Genomic DNA, 20,255 nt, shown 5'->3' with positions numbered 1-20,255 from the left:
TGAGCCGGGCAGGGCCTAGGCCTTGACCAATGGGCTGAGATCCGCCGGCCGATAGTAGACGGATTTCAGCACCTTGCCCTGGCGCACCGTCTTGCCGGCCATTTCCACGTCCCTGGCACACTTGGCTATGATGAAGTCGCCTTGTTTGCTGCCAACGATTTCCACCCCTTGTTTGGCGTAGAAGGCGACTGTCTCTGCCAGCTCGCTCTCGTTGCGGCATACCTTGCTCATGTTGCTCGAATGCACTTCATTCCAGCAGCCGATGAAGTCCAGGTCGCGGTTCCTGGCGACGCTCAACAGCAAGTCGACCAGGTAGCTGATTTCCAGTCTGTCGCCCACTCGCGCTGCGCCCAGGTGCACCAGGCGGCCCATCAGCACATAGACAGAGTCGACTATGGCATCTGCCTGTTCTATGCGGCTGTCGGCTTCGGCCAGCTCTGTCAGTTCTTCGATGATCAGCGAGCTGTGCAGGGTGTCGGCCCTGGCATCGAGCGAGTCCGGGTCATTCACCGGCAGATCGAAGGTGGTGCGGAATTCGCTGATGTCACGATAGAGGACGTCGTAGAGGGGTTGATCTAATACTGATAATTGCATCTGGCCTGACCTTGAGTCTTAGGAGTGTGGGGTGGATTGCTTTCGATTAGCGCCGGGCAATTTTAATGAAATGCCGCCAAGAATACAAAGCCGTCGCTGCCCGCCACCATTTCGCCCTCATCTTGGCTGTGCTGGGGCTCGCCCGACTCAGTCATTGCCCAGGCCTGCGGCCGTGCGCTGTTGCTGCCGCAGGGCCCGCATCTCAGTGATCAGACGCCTGAAGCCCGGGTCCTGCAGCATATGGGCGAAGCTCGGGTGCTTGAGGGTCAGCTCGACGGCTAACCAGCCCTGGTTTATCGCCTGAATGAGGTAGCGCCGGCTGGTTGCCGTCTCCCCCAGAGCGGCATAAATTTGTGCCAGTGCCCAACTGTCGCCGGGTTTGTCCGAGCCCTGACTTAGGGCGTTCAAGAAAGCCTTGGCCAGGGTTTGCACTTCAGCCTCGCCCGGCTCTGGCTGAGTGAGCAAGGCCAGCAGGGCCCCTTGGCGCACCGAATTGCTGTTGAGACTGCTGTTGAAACTGCTATTTAGACTGCCTGTGGCGGCACTGTCAGCGATAGCACTGTCAGCAATAGAACTGGCAGCGACAGCACTGGCAGAGGCGGCGTTGTGCAAGCCCAGGGCCAGGGCCCGGCTCTGCTGCAATCGCCCCAAATAGAAGAGGCTCTCGGCCAGCCCCAGGACGAACGCCGGCTGCTCGGGTTGTGCTGCCAAGAGCGTCTGATAGTGAGTGCCTGCTTCGGTGAATTTGCCCTGCCGCATATACCAGTGGCCCAAGGCCTCGTTGGCCAGCTGTGAGTCGGGCTGCAGCAACAGGGCCTTGTCGAGCAGGTCTCTGGCCCCAGGATAGTCGCCCAGGGCCGTCAGGGTTTGCGCCTTATGCACCATGCTGACGCTATAGTCTTTCTTGGCCTCAAGCGCCCTATTGGTCCAGTCGAGCGACAGTGCCAGCTGTCCCATTTCCCGATAGATATAGCCCAGGTTCGACATGGCCTCGTTGTAATCCGGCTGTTTCTGCAGCGCCCTGAGATTGGCGCTGGTGGCCTTGGCCAACCAGCCCTTGTTGTAGTAGGCCAGGCCCAGGGCCTTATAGCCCTGGGCGAGATCCGGCTCCAGCGAGATGGCCTTGTAGGCGCTGTCTATCGCCAGTTGCTGCCACTGCGGTGGGGCGTTGAATTGGAATACCCCCTGGCTGTAGGCATCGGCCAGGCCGGCATAAGCCCTGGCCATCTGTGGCTCTATCTCTATGGCGGAGTGAAACAAGTCTATGGCGTGGCGGTTATCCTCGGCCCTGTACCTGTGATAATACTCCAGGCCCTTGTCATACAGCTCATCGGCAAAGCTCTCACTCTGGAGCCGGGTGGTTTGCGTTGCCTTGGGCGGGGCGGCGAAATAACTGCTGAACAGGGCAATGGAGAGCATCAGCAGCAGCATGCCGAGCAACAGGGCCGAGGTGACGCGCCAATTGAGCGGATAGGCCCCGCCGCTGAGGTTGGGGATGTGGGAGTCTATCACCAGATCCAGGGGGCTGATGTTCTGCCCCTGGGCACGCTCCAGTGCCTGCGCCTGCACCTGTGGCAACATGCGATAGCCGCGGCCGCGGATCGCTTCCAGATATTTGGGCTCTGTGGCATTGTCGCCCAGGGACTTGCGCAACAACTTCACCCTCTGCTTGAGGGTCTCATCGCCTATCACAGCATCGGGCCAAACGGCTTCGATCAATTGCTGTTGGCTGACTATGGCCGGCGCCGCTTCGCATAAGACCCATAGCAGCCGATAGCTGAGCCATGGCAGTTTTATTTCTTCCCCGGTATTTCTGACCAGGGTGCCCAGACGCGTGTTGAGCACGAGATCGGCGAATTGGTAGCTGTAATTGATCTGCTTCATCCTGTTATTTTTTTGCTCTTCCTGTCGGGATCTCTATCCGCCTCAGACAAGCAGAACCACCCGTTTCACATTCACTTTACCGTCGATTCACCATTAAACAACTGCTTTCACCAAACTTCACCGACTATTACATGAGCTTTCACCGAAGCTTCAAGTAAGGCCGGCGCCTCGGGCGTAGCTTGAATGACTCAGGTTGTTGTCCTTAACCAGCCGCTGCGGTTAACGGGGACGGTCATTAGGCTTGGACCAAAACACTTAAGCCAAAACACTTAAACCAAAACACTTGGACTAAAACAATAACAAGAGGTTGATATGGAAAGCACAGTCACTATCCCAGACGTCATGGACTCGCCGGCGAGGGCCCACCCCAGAGGCCTGTACGTGTGTTTCTTCACCGAGATGTGGGAGCGTTTCAGCTTCTATGGTTTGAAGGCATTGTTGATCTTCTATCTGACGGAGCACTTCCTGTTCAGCGATACCCAGGCGACCAATATCTTCGGTAACTACTTCGCCCTTGTCTATGCCCTGCCCATAGTGGGTGGCGTGGTGGCCGACAAGTATCTGGGCAGCAAGCGGGCCGTGACCCTGGGGGCCATTTTGCTCTGTCTCGGGCATTTCGGCATGGCGTTCGAGGGGACGCCTGCCTACATAAATGCCGCAGGCGTCAAGGTAGAGAGTACGGGCCTGACGGCCTTCTACTTGTCCTTGTCGCTGATCATAGTGGGGGTCGGCCTGCTCAAGCCCAATATCTCCAGCATCGTCGGCAAGCTCTATGAGGTAAACGATCCGCGCAAAGATGCAGGCTTCACCATCTTCTACATGGGCATCAACCTGGGGGCCGCGCTGGCGGCGCTCCTCTGCGGCTATGTGGGCCAGACCTATGGCTGGCCCTATGGTTTCGGCTTGGCGGGTCTGGGGATGTTGCTCGGCCTGCTGGTGTTTCTCTCGGGCCAGTCCTGGTTGCAGGGCTATGCCGAAGCGCCGGACTCGGGGGCATTGAAGCTCAGAGTCTGGGTCTGCTTCACCCGCGAACAGCTCATCTATCTGGGTTGCCTGGTGATGGTCGGCCTGGTGTCGCTGATCATCGAAGATCATGCCCTGGTGGGAGGCTTGCTTGGGCTGACCTTCATAGGCATAGGACTCTGGCTGCTGTGGTATTGCCTGGCGGAAGTGTCCCAGTCGGTGAAGCAGAAACTGTATGCCGCCGTGAGCCTGACCCTGATGTCGACCGTGTTCTTCCTGTGTTTTCTGCAGTCCGGCAGTTCGATGAACCTGTTTGCCGACAGGATCACCGACAGGCTGGTGTTTGGCGTCGAAATTCCTGCGCCCATGCTGCAATCGCTCAATTCGATCTTCATCATCCTGCTGGCGCCGTTGTTCGCCAAGACCTGGCAGTGGCTCATTGCCCGGGGCAGGGCGCCGAGCACGCCGATGAAATTTAGCCTGGGGCTCTTGCAGGTGGGCCTGGGCTTCGCCGCCTTGGTGGCCGGGCTGCACTTTGCCAACGGCAACCAGCAGGTGGCGCTCGGCTGGTTGGTGCTCGCTTACTTGCTGCATACTTCGGGGGAGCTTTGCATCTCGCCCATAGGCTTATCCATGATCACCAAGCTGTCGCCGCCGCGGCTGGTGGGGCTGATGATGGGGCTCTGGTTTCTGGGATCGGCCATCGCCGAATATATCGCCGCGCTGCTCGCGGGCAATGCCGCCGCCAATGCCGCGCCGGCTGAGGTTGCCGCAGTCGGCGCGCCGCTGAGCCAACACCAGATTTTCATCTCCCTGTATCTGGACATAATGTGGATCGCCTTCGCCGGGGCGGCGCTGACCCTGGCGCTCACCCCCTTGCTGAAGCGCTGGATGCGGGATATCGACTAGGCCTGCAGCGGCCTGGGCCCGGATGTGGGTCCAGATCAGTCGTCGGCATGGCAAGCTTGGCTGTCATGCTGCTTGGCAGCTGCGCTGCGCTCTATGCTCAGTTGCCAAAACTGACTGGACAGCAGCTGCATCTCTGTGCTGAGACGGGACATGTGTTCGCCCCTGGATTCGGCATTGAGGGACAGCTCCAGGCTGTCGGAGGCCAGTTCGTTGATGGTTTGCAGGGAATGACTTATCTCATCCGCGACCAAGGCCTGCTCCCTCATGGCCAGCGCGCTATGCTCGCTCATGGTGTTGATGCTGTTGATCGTCTCCCGCAGCGCCTCGAATGCCTGTTCCGCCTGCTGGGCCAGCTCGACGGCCTTCTGGGCCTGGGATTGTCCTGCCCCCAGGGTGCTGGCGGCGCGGCTGGTGCTTTGCTGAAACTTGCGCACTATGGCTTCGATCTGGTTGGTGGACTCGCCGGTTCGCCCCGACAACTGGCGCACTTCATCTGCGACCACGGCGAAGCCCCGGCCGGACTCACCGGCCCTGGCGGCTTCTATGGCCGCATTGAGTGCCAGCAGGTTGGTCTGCTCGGCTATGGCGCTTATCACCTCGAGCACCTTGTTGATGGCTATGCTGTCCTCTTCTATCTCTTTGACCACGGCGGCGAAGTTGCCTACCTGGGTGTGCAGCGCATCTATGGCGCTGATCACCGCATCCAGGTGAGCGTATCCCGTCAGTGCCGCCGTCTGGCTGATTTCCACTTCGTTGGCCACGCTCTGTATGTTGCGACTGACGGCATTGAAGCTGGCCGTCATCTGTTCCACTGCGGCCGCCGCCTGGGCCGTCTGCTGGTGTTGGCTGTCGGTGCGATCCCGGGTGGCGGCTATGGCCCCCAGCAGGTTGCCGCTCTGGGTGGCTATGGTATTGGCCGAGTCCGCCATCCGCCCGACGACGCCGGCGGTCTCTGAGATCAGAAACTCCTGTGCCAGCCCTATGCTGCCCAGTTCATCCCGTCTGCCCGTGTATATGCCCTGGGCCAGGGGATCAGCCACTATCTCCCTGGCCCTGAGCCCGAGTAACCTCAGCGGCGCCAATGCCAGCCATAGGAGCCCGCCGCCAACCAGTCCCCCGGCCAGCCAGGCCAGCAGCGGCGACTGCTGCGACAGCGCCGCCGTCAGCGTGATGCCGCACACCAGGGGCAGCAGCAGCTTCTGGCCATAGCCTATGGGAAGGCGGAAGGTGCCGCCGGCTTTCTTGCCGGCATTGAGCCTGGCATAGGCGGCAGTGGCGTTGCGGACTTGGGCGCTGCTGCCCTTGCGGCGCACGGATTGGTACTCGTGGAGCACCCCCTGGCTATAGATGGGGGTGACATAGGCATTGACCCAGTAGTAGTCGCCGTTCTTGCAACGATTCTTCACCATGCCCATCCAGGGCTTGCCCTGTTTGAGTCGCTGCCACATGGCCTCGAAAGCGGCCGGGGGCATGTCAGGATGACGTATTATGTTATGGGGCTGACCTATGAGCTCCGCCTCGGTGAAGCCACAGATCTCACAGAAGTCGTCGTTGACGTATTTGATCCGTCCCCTAAGATCTGTGGTGGACAGCAGGATGGAATCTTCACGCAGGCGGATTTCATTGTCGGTAATAGGCAGATTGGTGCGCATAGGCTTGTGTTATCCAGTCCATTGAGTGGCGCAAGTCTGCCAGAAGCCTGAGCGGGTAAAATTGATTCAGTTCAATAAATGGGCTGAGTTTGGGTAAAATTGTTAAAAGTTTGCGCGACGTCAAATCTGTGCCGGCTTGTGCGCCTGGCTGCCGTTGCGGCAGCCAGGTCTGCATCCCCGAGGCCAGGCTAGTCTGTGGTTTTTTTGCCTGTGAACATGGCCTTGACCAGGTTCTCGTCATGGAGTTTGCTGGACACTAGGACTCCGGCGACATGGAGCAAGACCAGCAACAGGGTGAAGTTGGCGAAGAATTCGTGGATCTCTTCCCAGACACTCTCCTGCTTGTCTTCATGCCTGACGGTTTTTATCTCATGCGCGCCGGCCTGGGCTGACGCCTTGGGGATGGCGGGCGCGTCAGACTCGGCTTTGTTGAAGGCATTCTGGCCGATGAAAGCCAGTGGGCTGGGATTTTCCGTCGTGTACAGCAAGATGCCGCTGGCGGTGGTCATTGCCAGCGATCCCAGCAGGAGCACCACCATGAGGCCACCCAAGGGGTTATGGCCCAGATAGTGCGGCGGCTTCTTGCCAGCGCCGGAAACCAATGCCCGTGCATAGCGGATGATTTCCCTGGGTGGCTTGATGAAGTCGAGGAAGCGCGCATGTTTGCTGCCAACCAAGCCCCAAACCAGCCTGCATACCAGCAAGATCCCTATGTACCAGCCGGCGTAAAAGTGCAGCTGGTACTCGCCCTCGCTGAGGTAACTTGCGATGAAGGCCGCGACCAGGGTCCAATGAAAAAAACGGATGAAGAAATCCCAAACTTGGGTAGGTGAATGATTCATACATGTACTCCAAAACAGACTGTGCTAAGTTAGTGCCAGCGTATTGCACCTGGGGTTATGTATGAATGGGTATTCTGTCCTAACCTAGCAAATCCAGGGCAGTTTTTTAGTTTAGGACATTTGTCACTATGGCGTCGCGAACAGAGAAGATACTGCAATCTTGGTTGCCTGTAGGTTTTTTTATTTTGGTGGTGATGGCCAGTATCGCCGACATAGCAACGGATCTGAGCCAGGGGGCCAAGCTGCCTCATCTGCTGCAGGAAGCCATCATATTGCTCATGGCGCTGTTTATCCTGTATCGCCTGTATCTGGATGGGTTGAGGCATCGCAAACAGAATAAGCGATTGCGTGAGCAAGTCGCCGAGTATGCCGAGCTTTCCAAGCAAGCCTCGGCCGAGCTGAGCAGGGCCAAGAAAGAATTCGGCGAAGTGATTGCCAAGCAGTTTAGCGATTGGCAATTGACCGAGAGCGAGAAACAGGTCTCCTGGCTATTGCTCAAGGGGTTCAACAGCAAGGAAATTGCCAACTTACGGGAGCTATCCGATAAGACGGTGCGCAACCAACTCTCCAGCGTGTATAAGAAGTCGGCCTTGAGAGGCAAGCAGGCGTTCATCGCCTGGTTTATGGACGGCTTGTTTGAGTGAAGCATAAGCCCGGCATTCGACTCTGCACCATCCCTGGCGCAGCGGGCCTGCTCAGCGATACCCGCGCGTCCCGGCAAATGAGCTGGCATTCGGCACGGCTATTGAGATATGCCCAGCATGCGTTGGCCCGTCTGTTAGCCGAGCTGTTAGCTAACAGTCGATTAACCAACAGCCAGTTAACCACCAGCCTTAGCCGAGCAGCAGCGGGCTGTGGCTCTTGGCGATGATCAAGATGACGGCGAACAGGCCACAGGCGATACCGGCAAAAATATAGCGTTGTTTGGCCAGCGCATAGGGCTTGAAGGCCAGCATGGCGAAGCCGACATAGGCGGCCAGTAACAGGAGTTTCTCCGTGAGCCAGGCATCCGTTATCGGGTACTGGCCCACGGCAACGCATAGCGCCAGGGCACTGAGCAGCATCAGCAGGGTCACCAGCTTATGGGCCTTCAACGCAGGCACACTGGCGAGCATAGCCGAATGGGCCAGGCCCCAGTAAGTGCGCAGCAGGAAACTCAGGAAACAGAGCGATACCAGCCCCAGGTGCAGTTTGAGCAGAAGTGGGTACATATACATCCTCATGATATTAGTGTTAAAGGGTGTTTAAACGGCTGTTTAAATTAGCCGCTACCGGGGGGAGCTGCGTTGATCTGCATCAAGTGCGGGTCGGACACGGCGATTCGGCCATGGCGGTGCCATGGCGGTGCCATGGCGATGCGAAGTCTGGGGCGGTGCAAAGTCCGGGTCGTCCTGAGCCCAGGCAGACCGGGAACATGGCCGGCATGGCTCGGTTGCGATTTACTTATGCGCCCCTGGGCGGCTACACTGCTGTCAGGCTACTCGTCTTTAACTGCATGTTTTGAAAAACAACTCTCAAATGAGGCGCTTTCAATAGGGCCTTGTATAACAAGAAAAGGAGAACACCATGTCGGACCGTCTATTGCCCCTGCTGTTGCTGTCGGCCTCTGTGCTGACAGGGCTCAGCGCCTGCGGCGATCAATCCACCGAAGCCACAGGCGGCAAGCACGCCACCGCCAACCCGGAACAAGCCATGCCAAGCGCTGAGCCTGCCCAGGCCGGGATAGGCATCAATGTGGCGGGCATGAACCCAGCGGCCAAGCCGGGTGATGACTTCTATGCCTATGCCAACGGTCAGTGGATGAAGACCACAGAGATCCCCGCCGATCGCTCCAGCACAGGTGCCTTCCTGGTCGCATTCGAGGCGACCGAGAAACACAACAGGGAACTGATCGAAGATCTGCTGGCGTCGACTCACCCCGAAGGGTCGGATGAAGCCAGGATTGCCGACTTCTACAAGGCCTACATAGATGTCGCCGCCATAGATGCCGCCGGGATGCCGCCGGCCCAGGCGGATCTCGCCCGCTATGCGGCGATCAAGGACAAGCATGAGCTGTCGGCTGTGCTCGGCGCTAACCTGCGTGCCGATGTCGATCCCCTCAATGCCACCGACTTCTACACAGAGAACCTGTTCGGTATCTTCGTGACCCAAGGCCTGGCGACGCCCGGCACGGTATTGCCCTATATTCTCCAGGGCGGCCTCGGCATGCCGGAGCGGGAATACTATCTGTCAGACGATCCCAAGATGGTGGAGATCCGCACCCAGTACCGCGCCTTCATAGAGAAGCTGCTCGAGAGTGCAGGTATTGATGATGCCGCTGCCAAGGCAGAGCGTATCTTCGCCCTGGAAACCCAGATAGCCAAGGCCCACGCCAGCCGCGCCGACAGCGAGGATTTCTCCAAGTCGTCGGGCGTTTGGAGCCGTGAGGACCTGGAAGCCAAGGCGCCTGGCATAGACTGGGCATTATTCCTGGAGGCCGCGCACCTGGGGCAGCAGGATAAGTTTGCCGCCTACCATGCCAATGCCATCACAGGCCTGTCGGCATTGGTGGCCTCCGAGCCGCTGGACGCCTGGAAAGACTGGCTGGTGTTCCATCAGATCAACAGCCATGCCCATGTGCTGCCCTCCAAGGTGGATCAGACCGCCTTCGACTTCAACGGCACCACCTTGTCCGGAACCCCGGAGCAACGCAGTCGCGACAAGCGTGCCCTGAGCGCGCTGGATGAGTATCTGGGCGATGCCGTCGGCCGTGCCTATGTCGAGCACTATTTCCCGGCTTCGGCCAAGGCGGAAGTCAGCGCCATGGTCGATAACATAGTCACCGCCTTCGGCAAGCGCGTCGAAGCCATAGACTGGATGGCACCTGCGACCAAGAAGGAAGCCCTGGCCAAGGTCGATTCCATAGTGGTGGGAGTAGGTTATCCGGACAAGTGGCGTGACTACAGCAGCTATAGGGTCGACGCCCACAATGCCTACGCCAATGTAATCAACGGCGAGAAGGTTGAGTACGCCCATCAGCTCGCCAAGATAGGCAAGCCGATGGACAAGGGCGAGTGGTGGATGACGCCTCAGGTGGTCAACGCAGTGAACCTGCCGGTGCAGAATGCGCTCAACTTCCCCGCCGGCATACTGCAGCCGCCCTTCTTCGATGCCAAGTCGGATCCCGCCTATAACTATGGCGCCATAGGTGCCGTCATAGGCCATGAGATCAGCCACAGCTTCGACAACAATGGTGCGGCCTTCGATGCCACTGGTGCCATGCGCAACTGGTGGACGCCACAGGACTTCGCCCAGTTCGCCAAGCAGGGCGATGCCCTGGCGGCCCAGTTCGACGCCTATGCGCCTTTCCCCGACCTGCATGTCAACGGCAAGCTGACCCTGGGTGAAAACATCGCCGACGTCGCCGGCCTGTCGGCGGCCTATGATGCCTACCACGCCTCGCTCAATGGCAAACCTGCGCCTGTTATAGCTGGTTTCAGTGGCGATCAACGCTTCTTCATCGGCTTCGCCCAGACCTGGGCTACCAAGATGCGTGACGCGGCCCTGCGGGCCAGGGTCGCCACCGACGGCCATGCCCCCGGCATGTACCGTGCCCTGACGGTACGCAACCTGGATGCCTGGTATGAGGCGTTCAACGTCCAGCCAGGGGATAAGCTGTATCTGGCTCCCAATGAGCGGGTGAAGATCTGGTGATCTGCTATCAGCTCTAGCTGGCCCAAGGGGTGGGCCTAGATTCAACAGGCTCACCCCAAGGACTGGTTTCCAAACTAGGTTTGGGGTAAGACTTAACGTCGTGGGGCTTCAGCCCCTGATTTTAGATAGAGAGTCGACCAAGAGGAGGCACAAAGCCCCTCTTGGATCTCCCGTGCCCTCCCGAGCCGTCCCAGCGAAGTTACCTGCATTAGGTACTGGCCTCAGGCTTATGGATAAATTGCTAACGCTTTCGAAGTATGCGTCCATACACCTGCTAAAGCTAGTCAGCCATCCATGGCTGGGCTCGCACAATTTATTCCAACACCTTTTGGCAACTTCGAAGGGGATCCAGTAACCTGCGGCCGCGATTTTTATCGGCAAAATAGTTATGTCTGTTCTATTTTTCTGCCAATGAGCGGGTGAAGACCTGGTGATCTGCAATCACCTCTAAATGGCTGTTCCTGAATCCAGAGTACCAAGCCGACATCAAGCGCAGACACGCAGGCGCTTGATTTTAAAATCAGCCATCCATGGAGCTCCCCCGCGCCATCCATGGCGCGAAGGGTCTGCTTATTGAGGTCGGCTTGCTATGGTGGGGCAGCCTAACCTGGAACGCTTTTTTGCTTAGCCCTAGGGGGCAGCAGTTAATTAACCGGCTGCCCTTGGGGCTGATTTTCAAACTGCGTTTGGAAATGTTTGTGGGGGTAAAGATCACCTTAGATTTGCCTGCAATCCGCGGCCGAGCCGCAGGATTGCAGGGATAAGGTGAGGGATGTCGGCTTCTCAGGCTAAGCCGCCAGGTGACGGAAGGCCTCGCTGGCCAGAAACTGGCGGAACAGTTCCCTGTGTGCTGGGGGGACATCCGAGGCCCTCAGGGTGACGTCGAATTGCAGCCGTATGGCCTGGTAGAGCCAACTGGCTTGGGTGAAGTCCTCTTTGAGCAACAGCGCCATGAAATAGACGATAAAGGCCGTGGCATCTTGGGGTTGGGAGCGGGCATACTCCATGAAGGCGTCAAAGCTGCCACCCACATCGCCCAGTTCCAGCGCATTGATGGCGTAGTTCAGGGTCTGATAGGTCTGCAGGCCTCCGAGAGCGGCCAGACACAGTTTGTGCATACGTTGCATGTTGACGCTGTCCTTGCGGAAGTAATAGATATTGCGCCACAGACCGCAGCTGCTGACCGACTCGGTGGGCATGGCTTGCGACAGTTTGGCCAGCAGCTCGGGGTCCATTTCGTCCCGATTCTGACCGCTGTAACTGAAGATGTCGTTCAGCACTACCTGTTGCCGGCGCAGCGGCTTGGGCAACTTCTCGAGGAGCTGCAGTGCCTGCTTGTCATCTGTGTGCCTGCCCTGTCCCCAGGCGTCTAAAAAGGCCAACATGCCACTCTGGATCATCTCCTGGGTATTGTTCGTATAGGCGTCGAAATAGTCGCTGCTGCTGACTACAGTGTCCAAGCCACGCCAATCCAGCAGGCTGACATTGCCCATGGCGTCCCTTTGGTACTTGAACGCCAAGGTGTTGGGGCCCTCGTTGATGTAGCTGCTGAACAGCAGTTCATCGCCCCGTACCGCCTCAAAACGCCAGGCCTTGCTGCTGGCAAGGGCCTTGACAAAGCGGGCACGCATCAAGCGGAAATAGGCTTCATCCCTGGCCTCGGGCAGATCCGGATGACGCTTGTGGGCGTAGTCCAGCACGGCCTGACGCTCGAAGTGGGCCAGGATCTCATCCTGCTTCTTGTTATTGAAATTGCGGGCCAGGGTTTCCCCCAGGGCCGTCAGACCGGCCATGCGTGAGTGGCCGCTGTCGGGCTGACTCTTACCCGGGTTGGTTTGGGGCCTTGCGGCCTGTGAGTTCTGGGTGGATTGGCAACCGCCAAGCAGCACCAAGCCCAGCATCAGCGCAGTGGATATCTGTCTCATTGGTCGGCCTCCTTACGCACCTGTTCCAGGTAACTGAGTCCTGGATTGACCGGCTTGCTGAAGTCGCCGCTGAGGCTACCGTTGTAATACAAATCGTTGTCGATTTTGCGCAGTGTCTCAATAAAGTCGCGACTGCGTTCGGCTGCCACCACCCGTGACGGCAGGGTCAGCTCGTGGTGCCGGATCAGTTGTCCCTGGCTGTAGGACCCGGAGGAGCGATAGCTGATGTCTTGGGTCTCTATCTTGCTGTCTTCGCCGCTGAGCAGGAAGTTGATGTGTTCCGGGAAGGTTAAGCGCACCGTCTGCTCCACCTTGATGGGCCCCCGTGACAACAGAGGTTGGCTGCGGTTGATGATTTCGGGCAGTTCCACATAAGACTTGATATTGGTGGCAAACAGGCTGAAATCCAAACCATGGCCCGTGGACTTCCAGAAGTCACCTATGCGGTAATGCTCACGGATCAACATGCCTTCGCCGCTGTCGTTGTTATCGCGGATCAGTATGGATTCGGCCTGGTTGATGTCGTGATAAAACTTGGCGTAGTAGTTGAGATAGTGCTTCTCCACCTCCCAGTCGCTGGCACCGGCCAGCTGGAAGCGCATGTCCTCGGCCTGGCGACCGGCAAAACGGGTGGTGACGTACAGATCCACCGGGGCGTCGTAGTTGGCCGACACATAATGCATGTCGACGCTGATCCTGTCGGCCTCGGCGCTCGCCTGTGGCATGGGGCTCAGGGCCTGATTGCCGGGGCGCAGCACCAGGGCATTGCCGAAGTCGGCCTGTGACAGCTGCTGCAGCCCCTTGGCCTGGCTGTTGTTGGTGCCGTCGACCCAGTAATCCTGGCCGTCAAAACGCACCAGGTTTATTACATGGTCGAAGGCGATGGCGGCCGGGATGCGCTCCGGCAGGGCATCGCCAATGCGGCTGTTCACCAGTGCCGGATAGCTCTCCACGCCGATTTCGGCCAGCAGGTGTACCATCAGGGTCGCCTTGTCCTTGCAGTCGCCGTACCTGTGGTTGAAGACCTCATTGGGGCTGTGGGGCTGGTGGCTGTTCTGGCCGATTTCCACGCCGTAATAGCGGATGTCCTGTTGCACGAAGCGGATGATTTCCGCCAGCTGCTCAGACTTGCCGGTGTGCTGTTTGACCTCACGGACGAAGGCGGCCAGTTCGGGCGAGTCGGGCTGGTCGAATCGATACAGGGGCAGGGCCCAGTTCACTACATCGCCCCAGTTGGCGGCGCTGCTGTAATACAGGGTTGGTGCCCAAGTATAGCTCTGGGGGGCACCCTGTTCCCAAAGATATTTTGGCACAGCGCTCTGTTGCCACAGGTATTCATCGCCGAAGCGGTCATGACTCTGCACCGCCGGCGCCATTTGTTTGGGATCCAGATACAGCTTGCGGCCGCTGCTGTTGACCAGCCTCATGCTCAGGCTGTCGACGCCTTCGGTCCAGCCCATGCTGATGCCGGAGCTGAATTCCTTGCCGTAGACGGGATTGCGACCCTGGATGCTGAAGCTGTAGCTCAGGGTGTCACCTATGCGCACATCGTGGCTGATGACCACGGCCGTCGCCATCCCCTGGAACAGGTCGTTGCTGAGTTCAGGCTCTTCATTGATTATGTTGATCTTGGCGCCGGCAAGTCGATCGCTCCACTTGCCGTTGCGCTGCACTTCCAGGCTGTGGAGAACCAGGGTCTCGAATGCCGGGTTGAAGCTGAGTTCCAGCTTGGACAGCTGTTTCACCCCCTCCTGATTGAGGGCGATGGCGGCGAAACCCTGGAAGAAGCTGCTGCTGTCGGCTTCGATCCTGATTTGTCTGTCCAGCAGCCGGTAGTGGCTGGGACTGCGTTCCAATTGACCGGGCGCAGGCGGCATTGTTGTGGGCTTAACCCAGTTCGGGGCCGGTGCCAGCTCTATGCTGTAATCGCCGGAATTGATGGTCTTGGCCTGTGCCTGGCCGCCGAGCAGCAGACAACACAGGGCTAAAAAGTTAAAAGTTTTCAATCTTATGCTCCTTCCATAGACCCAGGCAGGTTAGCACGAAGGGAGGAGGCCGCAAAGCTTCAAGATAGTCGCAAGTGCAGTGGTTAACTGGCAGTCGCGACAGCCCTGTGGTAGCAATAAACCCGGTTGCCACCGATGGCCATGCCCTGACGGTACGCAACCTGGATGCCTGGTATGAGGCGTTCAACGTCCAGCCAGGGGATAAGCTGTATCTGGCTCCCAATGAGCGGGTGAAGATCTGGTGATCTGCTATCAACTCTAGCTGGCCCAAGGGGTGGGCCTTGATTCAACAGGCTCACCCCAAGGACTGGTTTCCAAACTAGGTTTGGGGTAAGACTTAACGTCGTGGGGCTTCAGCCCCTGATTTTAGATAGAGAGTCGACCAAGAGGGGGCTGGAGTGCAAGCCCTCTCTTACCCCTTTGTTAACAATAATCAGTGCCGTCGCACTAGAGTTGCAGTGAGCGCTCCTGAATCCAGTTCCTAATAGGGTTCAGTTAACCTGCGCCGAATTGGCGGCGATAAGGAATAATGACTCTGTTTCAACCTTAGTGAAACAAGAGTTCCAACAGACATAATAGGCAGCCGTCTGCCGGTCTACTATGACCCGGGTAGCAGATGGCCGTTTTTATTGAACCCTGTACGTCAGCTATTTGGAGAAATAGTAAATGAAAAAATGGATAAAAATACTGTTATTACTGCTGGTTTTGCTTTCGCTGACCCAGATAGATTTCAAAGGTTCCACAAATTTAAAAGAGGCGCATCCTATCATCTTCAAGACTGGTCTTAGTGTCGATGCAAACAGAGAATTTGCCGATAAGATTCTGAGTCTGGATAACGCATATATGGCCAAACGAATTAATCTTGAGGATAACACTAAATTAGCCGCTATTCAGATGTACCCAACTTCATTCGATAATGGAGAGGTTAAGTTTGTTGTGAAATTCAATATGAGCGAGTTTTCACGAGATGAAGTCGCGGAGCTTAAAAGAAGAATAGCTTATGAATTTGGTATTATGGCTAAGCTTCAGCTGGAAAAAACTGATGAATTGGCTGTTTATTTACAAGACAAGCTGAAGTTTGTAGAACAGTTGGTTGCAGGCGGCGAAGCACATGCGCTTTATGAGCAGCTGGATGATGCTACCAAGCAGAAGCTCACCTATGAAACTTTTTCCTCTGTCGCCGGAAAGACCCGGAATTCTTTGTCAGGCGCAATTTCTGTGGCACCGTTATACAGCCAGGCATATGAGAAATACAAAAATCTGCCAGACCATTACGATTTGTTCTACCGGGTTAACGCCGATGGGGAGCCTAAGCTGACAGTTAAATTGGTCGTTAATCCGGCAAATGGCAAGGTATTTGGCATTTTTTGATACCTGGTGTTGCTGCTTAATAGCCGGCATGTCTAGTGCCAACTGAGGGTAGGAATGGCACCCTATGTCATAGGGTGTTGCTTGCCAATATGAGCCGGCTGAAATTCAAATTGCAATGCTGGATATTGTGAATTAGGGATGAGATATGAAAAATTTCATTAAAGTGATAGATATCGGCAGGAAGTTCGATCCATACCACGAGATAGAGGGGCTGGTTGAAGGGGGGATCGATGAGGTTGCCAATGTATTCTCTGGGGCGTTAATTGGAAATTTAATGAAATATGACTGGTATACACAGCATAAGATCTCAAAAGATGTGGTTGCCATTGGATATGATGAAGTTGAGCGCTTTCCTTTAGATACATTATCTGTAGAAGACTATTTAGGTTTCTTAAATGATGTACTGGAGGCTGCCAGGGGAGTTAAAGAGAGACATTTAGCCATTTTTGAGCCTTCCACTGGTTATGTTATAGATCCAAGAAGAGTCGCCAGCATAAAAAAACTTGAAGAATATGGTGCTGCTGTGAGTGACACAGACAACATCTATGATGTGCTGATCGGTCTTCCGGAGGAGCATTCTGTCGAGGATGAAACCCAGTATTGGGAACCCAAGGAAGCGAAGAGTAAACCAACAGCAGCCAGGAAGTGGTGGCGGTTTTGGTGATGGCGTGACTTGCGTCTTGTTGAAACTGTAGGTTAATTTTGATTTGGATAGTTTGTCATCTTCGTATGGCATGAGTGCCGCTGAGGTGCACAAACAATAACCCGGCATTGGGGGTATTGTTTGTGGCTCATGCCTGTGCCCGCTTGCTATAGCGCCTCTGTGCCGGCACTTGGGACACTATTTCTTGTATGTCATGCCGGTGTTATGGTGCTCGCCCTTGTCCAGAACCTTGACCGTCAGCATGTCTTTCCCAGTGTCTGGTGATTTAACAATTTTGTACTCTGTCATATAGGTGTGGCCAGCCTTGGCTTCAATCGCAACATCGGCAGAATGCCAGCCAAGTCCGGATGGATTGATTTTCCTGAATTTCACCTTATGGTTGCCTGGTAATACATAGGCTTCAACGGCATAGCCCATGGCATCGGATGAGCTCTTATGATCTATCTCTGTTATCAGTAGCTCGGGGAAGTTCTCGCCGACATATTCGTGGTACCCGGATATCAGGGCGACGTTTTCCAGGGGTTCCTGTTGCTCATAGATTGTCACAGGGCCTGTACGCATGGCGCAAGCGGACAAAATGGTGGTGAGTGATGCGGCTAAGAGTAGTTTTTTATACACGAATATCTCCAGGGGTATAGAGCGCGAATTAAAGGGGGGCCTATCGGCGTTTACCCTATGTCGTGCCAGATGTCCATTTCTATTGGGTTGTTAATATAATGGTTTTAAGTTTGTTATTCAATGAGATATTTCCGGACATGCACACCTTCCCGGGTGTAGCTAAGCGGGCTTAGGTGCTTGCTGTGAGCCTGGGTATATGATGCCTTGCTGACAACACAGTGGTCAGTCTTAGTCGGCTACCACAAGCAGCGAGACTCGTAAAACAGCCACTGTTGCACCAATGACCTTCGACGAAAGGGATTTCGCCGCAGAGCATTCAGGGACGAACTTGCTGCGTGTCATTGGTGCAGCAGTGCGGGAGCCCACTCACCACTCACTATTCATCTCACACTCTCACACTCTCACAATCTCGCTCTGTACCTAAAGCGTTGAAAAAGGTGCGGTTCACCTAAACTTTGATCTGGATTAAGCGGCGGGCGCATCGGCTGATTTATGCTGTTACCCAGGTGTATTTCAAACATTTTGGCCTGTGGTGCATGTCTGGGGCGCCTCAGGGCGCAAATGACTGCCTGACAGTAGGGTAACGACAGATTTTATGGATAAATGCATAGTTGAACTGAGTCAGAGACTCAAGCATAGCGCCGGGGTGGAATACTTATCCGATCTCGTGCAATGGCTCAATAGCAGGCTCGATGCCTGTTATATCGCCATCTCTGTGGTGGACGAGGTGCTGCTGCAGGCAAAAGTGCTGGCAGGGGTGAGGCAAGGCCAGCCTATTGCCGAACTCGAGTACAGTTTGGTCGGCACCCCATGCGCCGTGGCCTTCGAGCACGAAGGCGTGTGCATCTTCCCGGAGCAGGTACAGGAGTTATTCCCCGACGACCCTGAACTGGTCACACTGGAGGCGAGCAGCTATTTGGGCTGCGCCATCTACAGCGAGCAAGGTCTGCGTCAGGGCCTGTTGACGCTGGTATTCACCCGGGAAGCATCGTTGCTCGAATTCCCCGAGTGGCGGCCCTTGATCGATTTTTGCGTCTTGCTGATCCGCAACGAACTCAGCCGGATCCGATCTGAGCAGCAACAACTTCAGGAGCGGGAGTTGCTGCTCGAGGCCCAGCGTCTGGGGAAGATGGGTAACTATCGCTGGGATCTGATCACCAACGAAGCCTATTGGTCGCCGCCCCTATGCCAGATTTTCGGGGTGGCGGAAACCTGCCAATTTAGCCATCAGGAATACAAGGCGCTGGTCCATCCCCAGGATTGGGAGAAAGTAGAGCGGGTGATAGCCGCTTGCCTGGCCAACCCGGGGCAGGCCCATGCGGTGCAGTACCGCATCCACACCCCGCAGGGAGAACTCAAGTACCTGAGCTCCAAAGGGGTGGTGACAGTGGATGGCAAGCAGCCGATCCGCATGGATGGGGTGACCCGGGACATCACGGATATTCAGCTGCAAAATGAACAGCTGGGACTCGCCAAGCTGGTGTTCGATAACACCTCTGAGTCGATACTCATCTGCGACAGACACAATAGGATCCTGGCGGTGAACCCGGCCTTCAGCGAACTCACTGGCTACAGCGAAGCTGAGGTGCTGGGAAAGAATCCGGCCATCCTGAGTTCGGGACGGCAATCGGCGAGCTTCTATCAGCAGATGTGGCAATGCATACGCCGGCAGGGGCATTGGTCGGGGGAGATCTGGAATAGGTGCAAGGATGGCGCCATCTATCCCGAGTTCCTGCGCATCAACATCATCTATGATGCGGACCACAACATAGACAAGTATGTGGCTATCTTTACCAACATCAGCAGCCAGAAAGAGGCCGAGGCCCAGATACGTTTTCAGGCCAGTTACGATGCCTTGACGGGTATCCCCAACCGCTTTCTGTTTCGGGACCGCTTGGGGCAGGCGATAGAGCAATGCCAGCGGCTGGAGCAGCATAGCGCCTTGTTTTTCATAGATCTCGATCTGTTCAAAGGGGTGAACGATTCCCTCGGCCACCTGCAAGGCGACAGCCTGCTGAAGGAAGTCGCCGCCCGTTTGAGCGGCTCGGTACGCCAGGGCGACACTGTGGCCAGGCTGGGCGGTGACGAGTTTGCCGTGATAGCCCATGGCATGCGGGATCATGACAGCGCCGGACTGATAGCCCATAAGATCCAGCAGGTGCTGAGCAAGCCCTTCGCGCTTGGGGAGCTGCGTTTGCATATGACCGCCAGCATAGGCATAGCCCTTTATCCGAATGACAGTGACACCACAGAAGGCCTGATGTCCCATGCGGATCAGGCATTGTATCTGGCCAAACACAGCGGCCGTAATACCTTTCGCTTCTTCACCCATAGCATGCAGCAAAGCGCAAACCGGCGTTTGCGGCTGAAGACGGCGCTGCATAAGGCCATAGACGAGCAAAAGATCGAGGTGCATTACCAGCCGATCGTCGACTGTCAAAGCGGCCGTATGGTCAAGTGTGAGGCCCTGGCGCGCTGGCATGACGAGGAGTTTGGCCAGGTGTCGCCGGCGGAGTTTATCGCAGTGGCGGAAGAGTTTGGCTTGATGCCCGAGTTGGGCAACCTCATCCTGCACAGGGCGTTGAACGATTGGAAGACACTGCAACAGCTGGGCTTTGGCGGCATAGGCCTGAGTATCAACCGTTCGACCCTGGAGTTCGTCAATGTCGAGTTCGGCGCCTTGAAAGTCCCTGAGTTGGTGTTGCTCTATGGCTTGGATCCCAAACTTATCACCATAGAGATCACCGAGTCGCTGTTGATGGAGGAGCATCAGGGCATGCGGCCGGCGCTGTATGAATTGAGCGAGCTGGGCATAGAGGTGGCGATCGATGATTTCGGCACAGGCTATTCATCCCTGTCCTACTTGCGCAACTTTCCGGTCAAGATATTGAAAATAGACAGATCCTTTGTCGATACCATGGTCGGGGAACTGGCCGACTATGCGCTGGTGCGTGGCATCATAGAGATGGCCAAGGCCCTGGGGATTGACGTGGTGGCAGAGGGAGTGGAAACCGAGCAGCAGTGGTCTCAGCTGCAGCAGCTGGGATGCCAGTATTGCCAGGGCTATTTATTTGCCAAGGCCATGAGCGTCGAGGACCTGCAGCTGCGGTTGGAGGCGGCCTGAGCTCGACAGG

The 20,255-nt window shown here is 56.5% G+C and carries 15 protein-coding genes and 1 pseudogene; 7 read left to right on the top strand and 9 right to left on the bottom strand.

Annotated features, from left to right (window positions below; all coding sequences use genetic code 11):
* Positions 1 to 15 precede the first annotated feature (15 nt).
* The 3 genes and pseudogenes from LZP73_RS13175 to LZP73_RS21545 form a co-directional block, all read right to left on the bottom strand.
* A complete protein-coding gene (locus LZP73_RS13175) occupies positions 16 to 594 on the bottom strand; it encodes a nucleoside triphosphate pyrophosphohydrolase family protein (protein WP_234235468.1) in 579 nt (192 codons plus the stop codon).
* Positions 595 to 741: 147 nt separating this feature from the next.
* Positions 742 to 1,644 (bottom strand): tetratricopeptide repeat protein, encoded by a 903-nt coding sequence (locus LZP73_RS21550; protein WP_442800744.1) that lies wholly within the window; start codon positions 1,642 to 1,644, stop codon positions 742 to 744.
* A 540-nt stretch (positions 1,645 to 2,184) separates the two neighbouring features.
* A pseudogene (locus tag LZP73_RS21545) lies at positions 2,185 to 2,478 on the bottom strand (winged helix-turn-helix domain-containing protein); the annotation flags it as partial.
* A gap of 312 nt (positions 2,479 to 2,790) precedes the next feature.
* Between LZP73_RS21545 and LZP73_RS13165 the strand changes: the two are divergent.
* On the top strand, positions 2,791 to 4,350 hold the full coding sequence (locus LZP73_RS13165) for a peptide MFS transporter (protein ID WP_234235466.1): 1,560 nt from the start codon (positions 2,791 to 2,793) through the stop codon (positions 4,348 to 4,350).
* A gap of 35 nt (positions 4,351 to 4,385) precedes the next feature.
* On the opposite strand, the gene LZP73_RS13160 is transcribed toward LZP73_RS13165, so the two are convergent.
* Both LZP73_RS13160 and LZP73_RS13155 read right to left on the bottom strand, forming a co-directional pair.
* The gene (locus tag LZP73_RS13160) at positions 4,386 to 6,002 is read right to left on the bottom strand and encodes a methyl-accepting chemotaxis protein (RefSeq protein WP_234235465.1); all 1,617 of its coding nucleotides are present in this window, start codon (positions 6,000 to 6,002) and stop codon (positions 4,386 to 4,388) included.
* A gap of 188 nt (positions 6,003 to 6,190) precedes the next feature.
* Complete coding sequence (locus LZP73_RS13155) at positions 6,191 to 6,844, bottom strand: cytochrome b/b6 domain-containing protein (RefSeq protein ID WP_234235464.1); 654 nt, start codon at positions 6,842 to 6,844, stop codon at positions 6,191 to 6,193.
* A 128-nt stretch (positions 6,845 to 6,972) separates the two neighbouring features.
* Between LZP73_RS13155 and LZP73_RS13150 the strand changes: the two genes are divergently transcribed.
* Entirely contained in the window at positions 6,973 to 7,488 is a 516-nt protein-coding gene (locus LZP73_RS13150) for a helix-turn-helix transcriptional regulator (RefSeq protein ID WP_234235463.1), read from the top strand.
* A 189-nt stretch (positions 7,489 to 7,677) separates the two neighbouring features.
* Here the strand turns inward: LZP73_RS13150 and LZP73_RS13145 are convergent, their stop codons facing one another.
* Positions 7,678 to 8,055: a SirB2 family protein gene (locus tag LZP73_RS13145; protein WP_211164455.1), complete on the bottom strand. Its 378-nt coding sequence runs from the start codon at positions 8,053 to 8,055 to the stop codon at positions 7,678 to 7,680.
* Between the two features lie 355 nt (positions 8,056 to 8,410).
* Here LZP73_RS13145 and LZP73_RS13140 point away from each other — a divergent pair, with 355 nt between their 5' ends.
* Entirely contained in the window at positions 8,411 to 10,537 is a 2,127-nt protein-coding gene (locus tag LZP73_RS13140; protein ID WP_234235462.1) for a M13 family metallopeptidase, read from the top strand.
* A gap of 788 nt (positions 10,538 to 11,325) precedes the next feature.
* Here LZP73_RS13140 and LZP73_RS13135 read toward each other — a convergent pair.
* Positions 11,326 to 12,462 (bottom strand): hypothetical protein, encoded by a 1,137-nt coding sequence (locus LZP73_RS13135; protein ID WP_234235461.1) that lies wholly within the window; start codon positions 12,460 to 12,462, stop codon positions 11,326 to 11,328.
* Complete coding sequence (locus LZP73_RS13130) at positions 12,459 to 14,468, bottom strand: DUF3857 domain-containing transglutaminase family protein (RefSeq protein WP_234235460.1); 2,010 nt, start codon at positions 14,466 to 14,468, stop codon at positions 12,459 to 12,461. The genes LZP73_RS13135 and LZP73_RS13130 overlap by 4 nt, the downstream gene beginning before the upstream one ends.
* Before the next feature lie 74 nt (positions 14,469 to 14,542).
* Between LZP73_RS13130 and LZP73_RS13125 the strand changes: the two genes are divergently transcribed.
* The 3 genes from LZP73_RS13125 to LZP73_RS13115 all read left to right on the top strand — a co-directional run bounded on the left by LZP73_RS13125 (position 14,543) and on the right by LZP73_RS13115 (position 16,503).
* Positions 14,543 to 14,713: a hypothetical protein gene (locus tag LZP73_RS13125; protein WP_234235459.1), complete on the top strand. Its 171-nt coding sequence runs from the start codon at positions 14,543 to 14,545 to the stop codon at positions 14,711 to 14,713.
* 421 nt (positions 14,714 to 15,134) lie between these two features.
* Entirely contained in the window at positions 15,135 to 15,839 is a 705-nt protein-coding gene (locus LZP73_RS13120) for a hypothetical protein (protein WP_234235458.1), read from the top strand.
* Between the two features lie 145 nt (positions 15,840 to 15,984).
* On the top strand, positions 15,985 to 16,503 hold the full coding sequence (locus LZP73_RS13115) for a hypothetical protein (protein ID WP_234235457.1): 519 nt from the start codon (positions 15,985 to 15,987) through the stop codon (positions 16,501 to 16,503).
* Positions 16,504 to 16,680: 177 nt separating this feature from the next.
* On the opposite strand, the gene LZP73_RS13110 is transcribed toward LZP73_RS13115, so the two are convergent.
* A complete protein-coding gene (locus tag LZP73_RS13110; protein ID WP_234235456.1) occupies positions 16,681 to 17,121 on the bottom strand; it encodes a hypothetical protein in 441 nt (146 codons plus the stop codon).
* A gap of 595 nt (positions 17,122 to 17,716) precedes the next feature.
* On the opposite strand from LZP73_RS13110, the gene LZP73_RS13105 reads away from it, so the two are divergent.
* The gene (locus tag LZP73_RS13105) at positions 17,717 to 20,245 is read left to right on the top strand and encodes a putative bifunctional diguanylate cyclase/phosphodiesterase (RefSeq protein WP_234235455.1); all 2,529 of its coding nucleotides are present in this window, start codon (positions 17,717 to 17,719) and stop codon (positions 20,243 to 20,245) included.
* Positions 20,246 to 20,255: the final 10 nt, after the last annotated feature.

This window comes from Shewanella sp. AS16, from assembly GCF_021412365.1.
Classification (GTDB): domain Bacteria; phylum Pseudomonadota; class Gammaproteobacteria; order Enterobacterales; family Shewanellaceae; genus Shewanella; species Shewanella salipaludis.
This window is presented reverse-complemented; position numbering and strand designations above follow the sequence as displayed.

Coding starts and splice junctions, on each gene's coding strand:
- LZP73_RS13145 (WP_211164455.1), bottom strand. CDS start 8,055: ATGTACCCACTTCTGCTCAAACTGCACCTGGGGCTGGTATCGCTCTGT.
- LZP73_RS13115 (WP_234235457.1), top strand. CDS start 15,985: ATGAAAAATTTCATTAAAGTGATAGATATCGGCAGGAAGTTCGATCCA.
- LZP73_RS13175 (WP_234235468.1), bottom strand. CDS start 594: ATGCAATTATCAGTATTAGATCAACCCCTCTACGACGTCCTCTATCGT.
- LZP73_RS13120 (WP_234235458.1), top strand. CDS start 15,135: ATGAAAAAATGGATAAAAATACTGTTATTACTGCTGGTTTTGCTTTCG.
- LZP73_RS13105 (WP_234235455.1), top strand. CDS start 17,717: ATGGATAAATGCATAGTTGAACTGAGTCAGAGACTCAAGCATAGCGCC.
- LZP73_RS13155 (WP_234235464.1), bottom strand. CDS start 6,844: ATGAATCATTCACCTACCCAAGTTTGGGATTTCTTCATCCGTTTTTTT.
- LZP73_RS13135 (WP_234235461.1), bottom strand. CDS start 12,462: ATGAGACAGATATCCACTGCGCTGATGCTGGGCTTGGTGCTGCTTGGC.
- LZP73_RS13140 (WP_234235462.1), top strand. CDS start 8,411: ATGTCGGACCGTCTATTGCCCCTGCTGTTGCTGTCGGCCTCTGTGCTG.
- LZP73_RS13165 (WP_234235466.1), top strand. CDS start 2,791: ATGGAAAGCACAGTCACTATCCCAGACGTCATGGACTCGCCGGCGAGG.
- LZP73_RS13160 (WP_234235465.1), bottom strand. CDS start 6,002: ATGCGCACCAATCTGCCTATTACCGACAATGAAATCCGCCTGCGTGAA.
- LZP73_RS13150 (WP_234235463.1), top strand. CDS start 6,973: ATGGCGTCGCGAACAGAGAAGATACTGCAATCTTGGTTGCCTGTAGGT.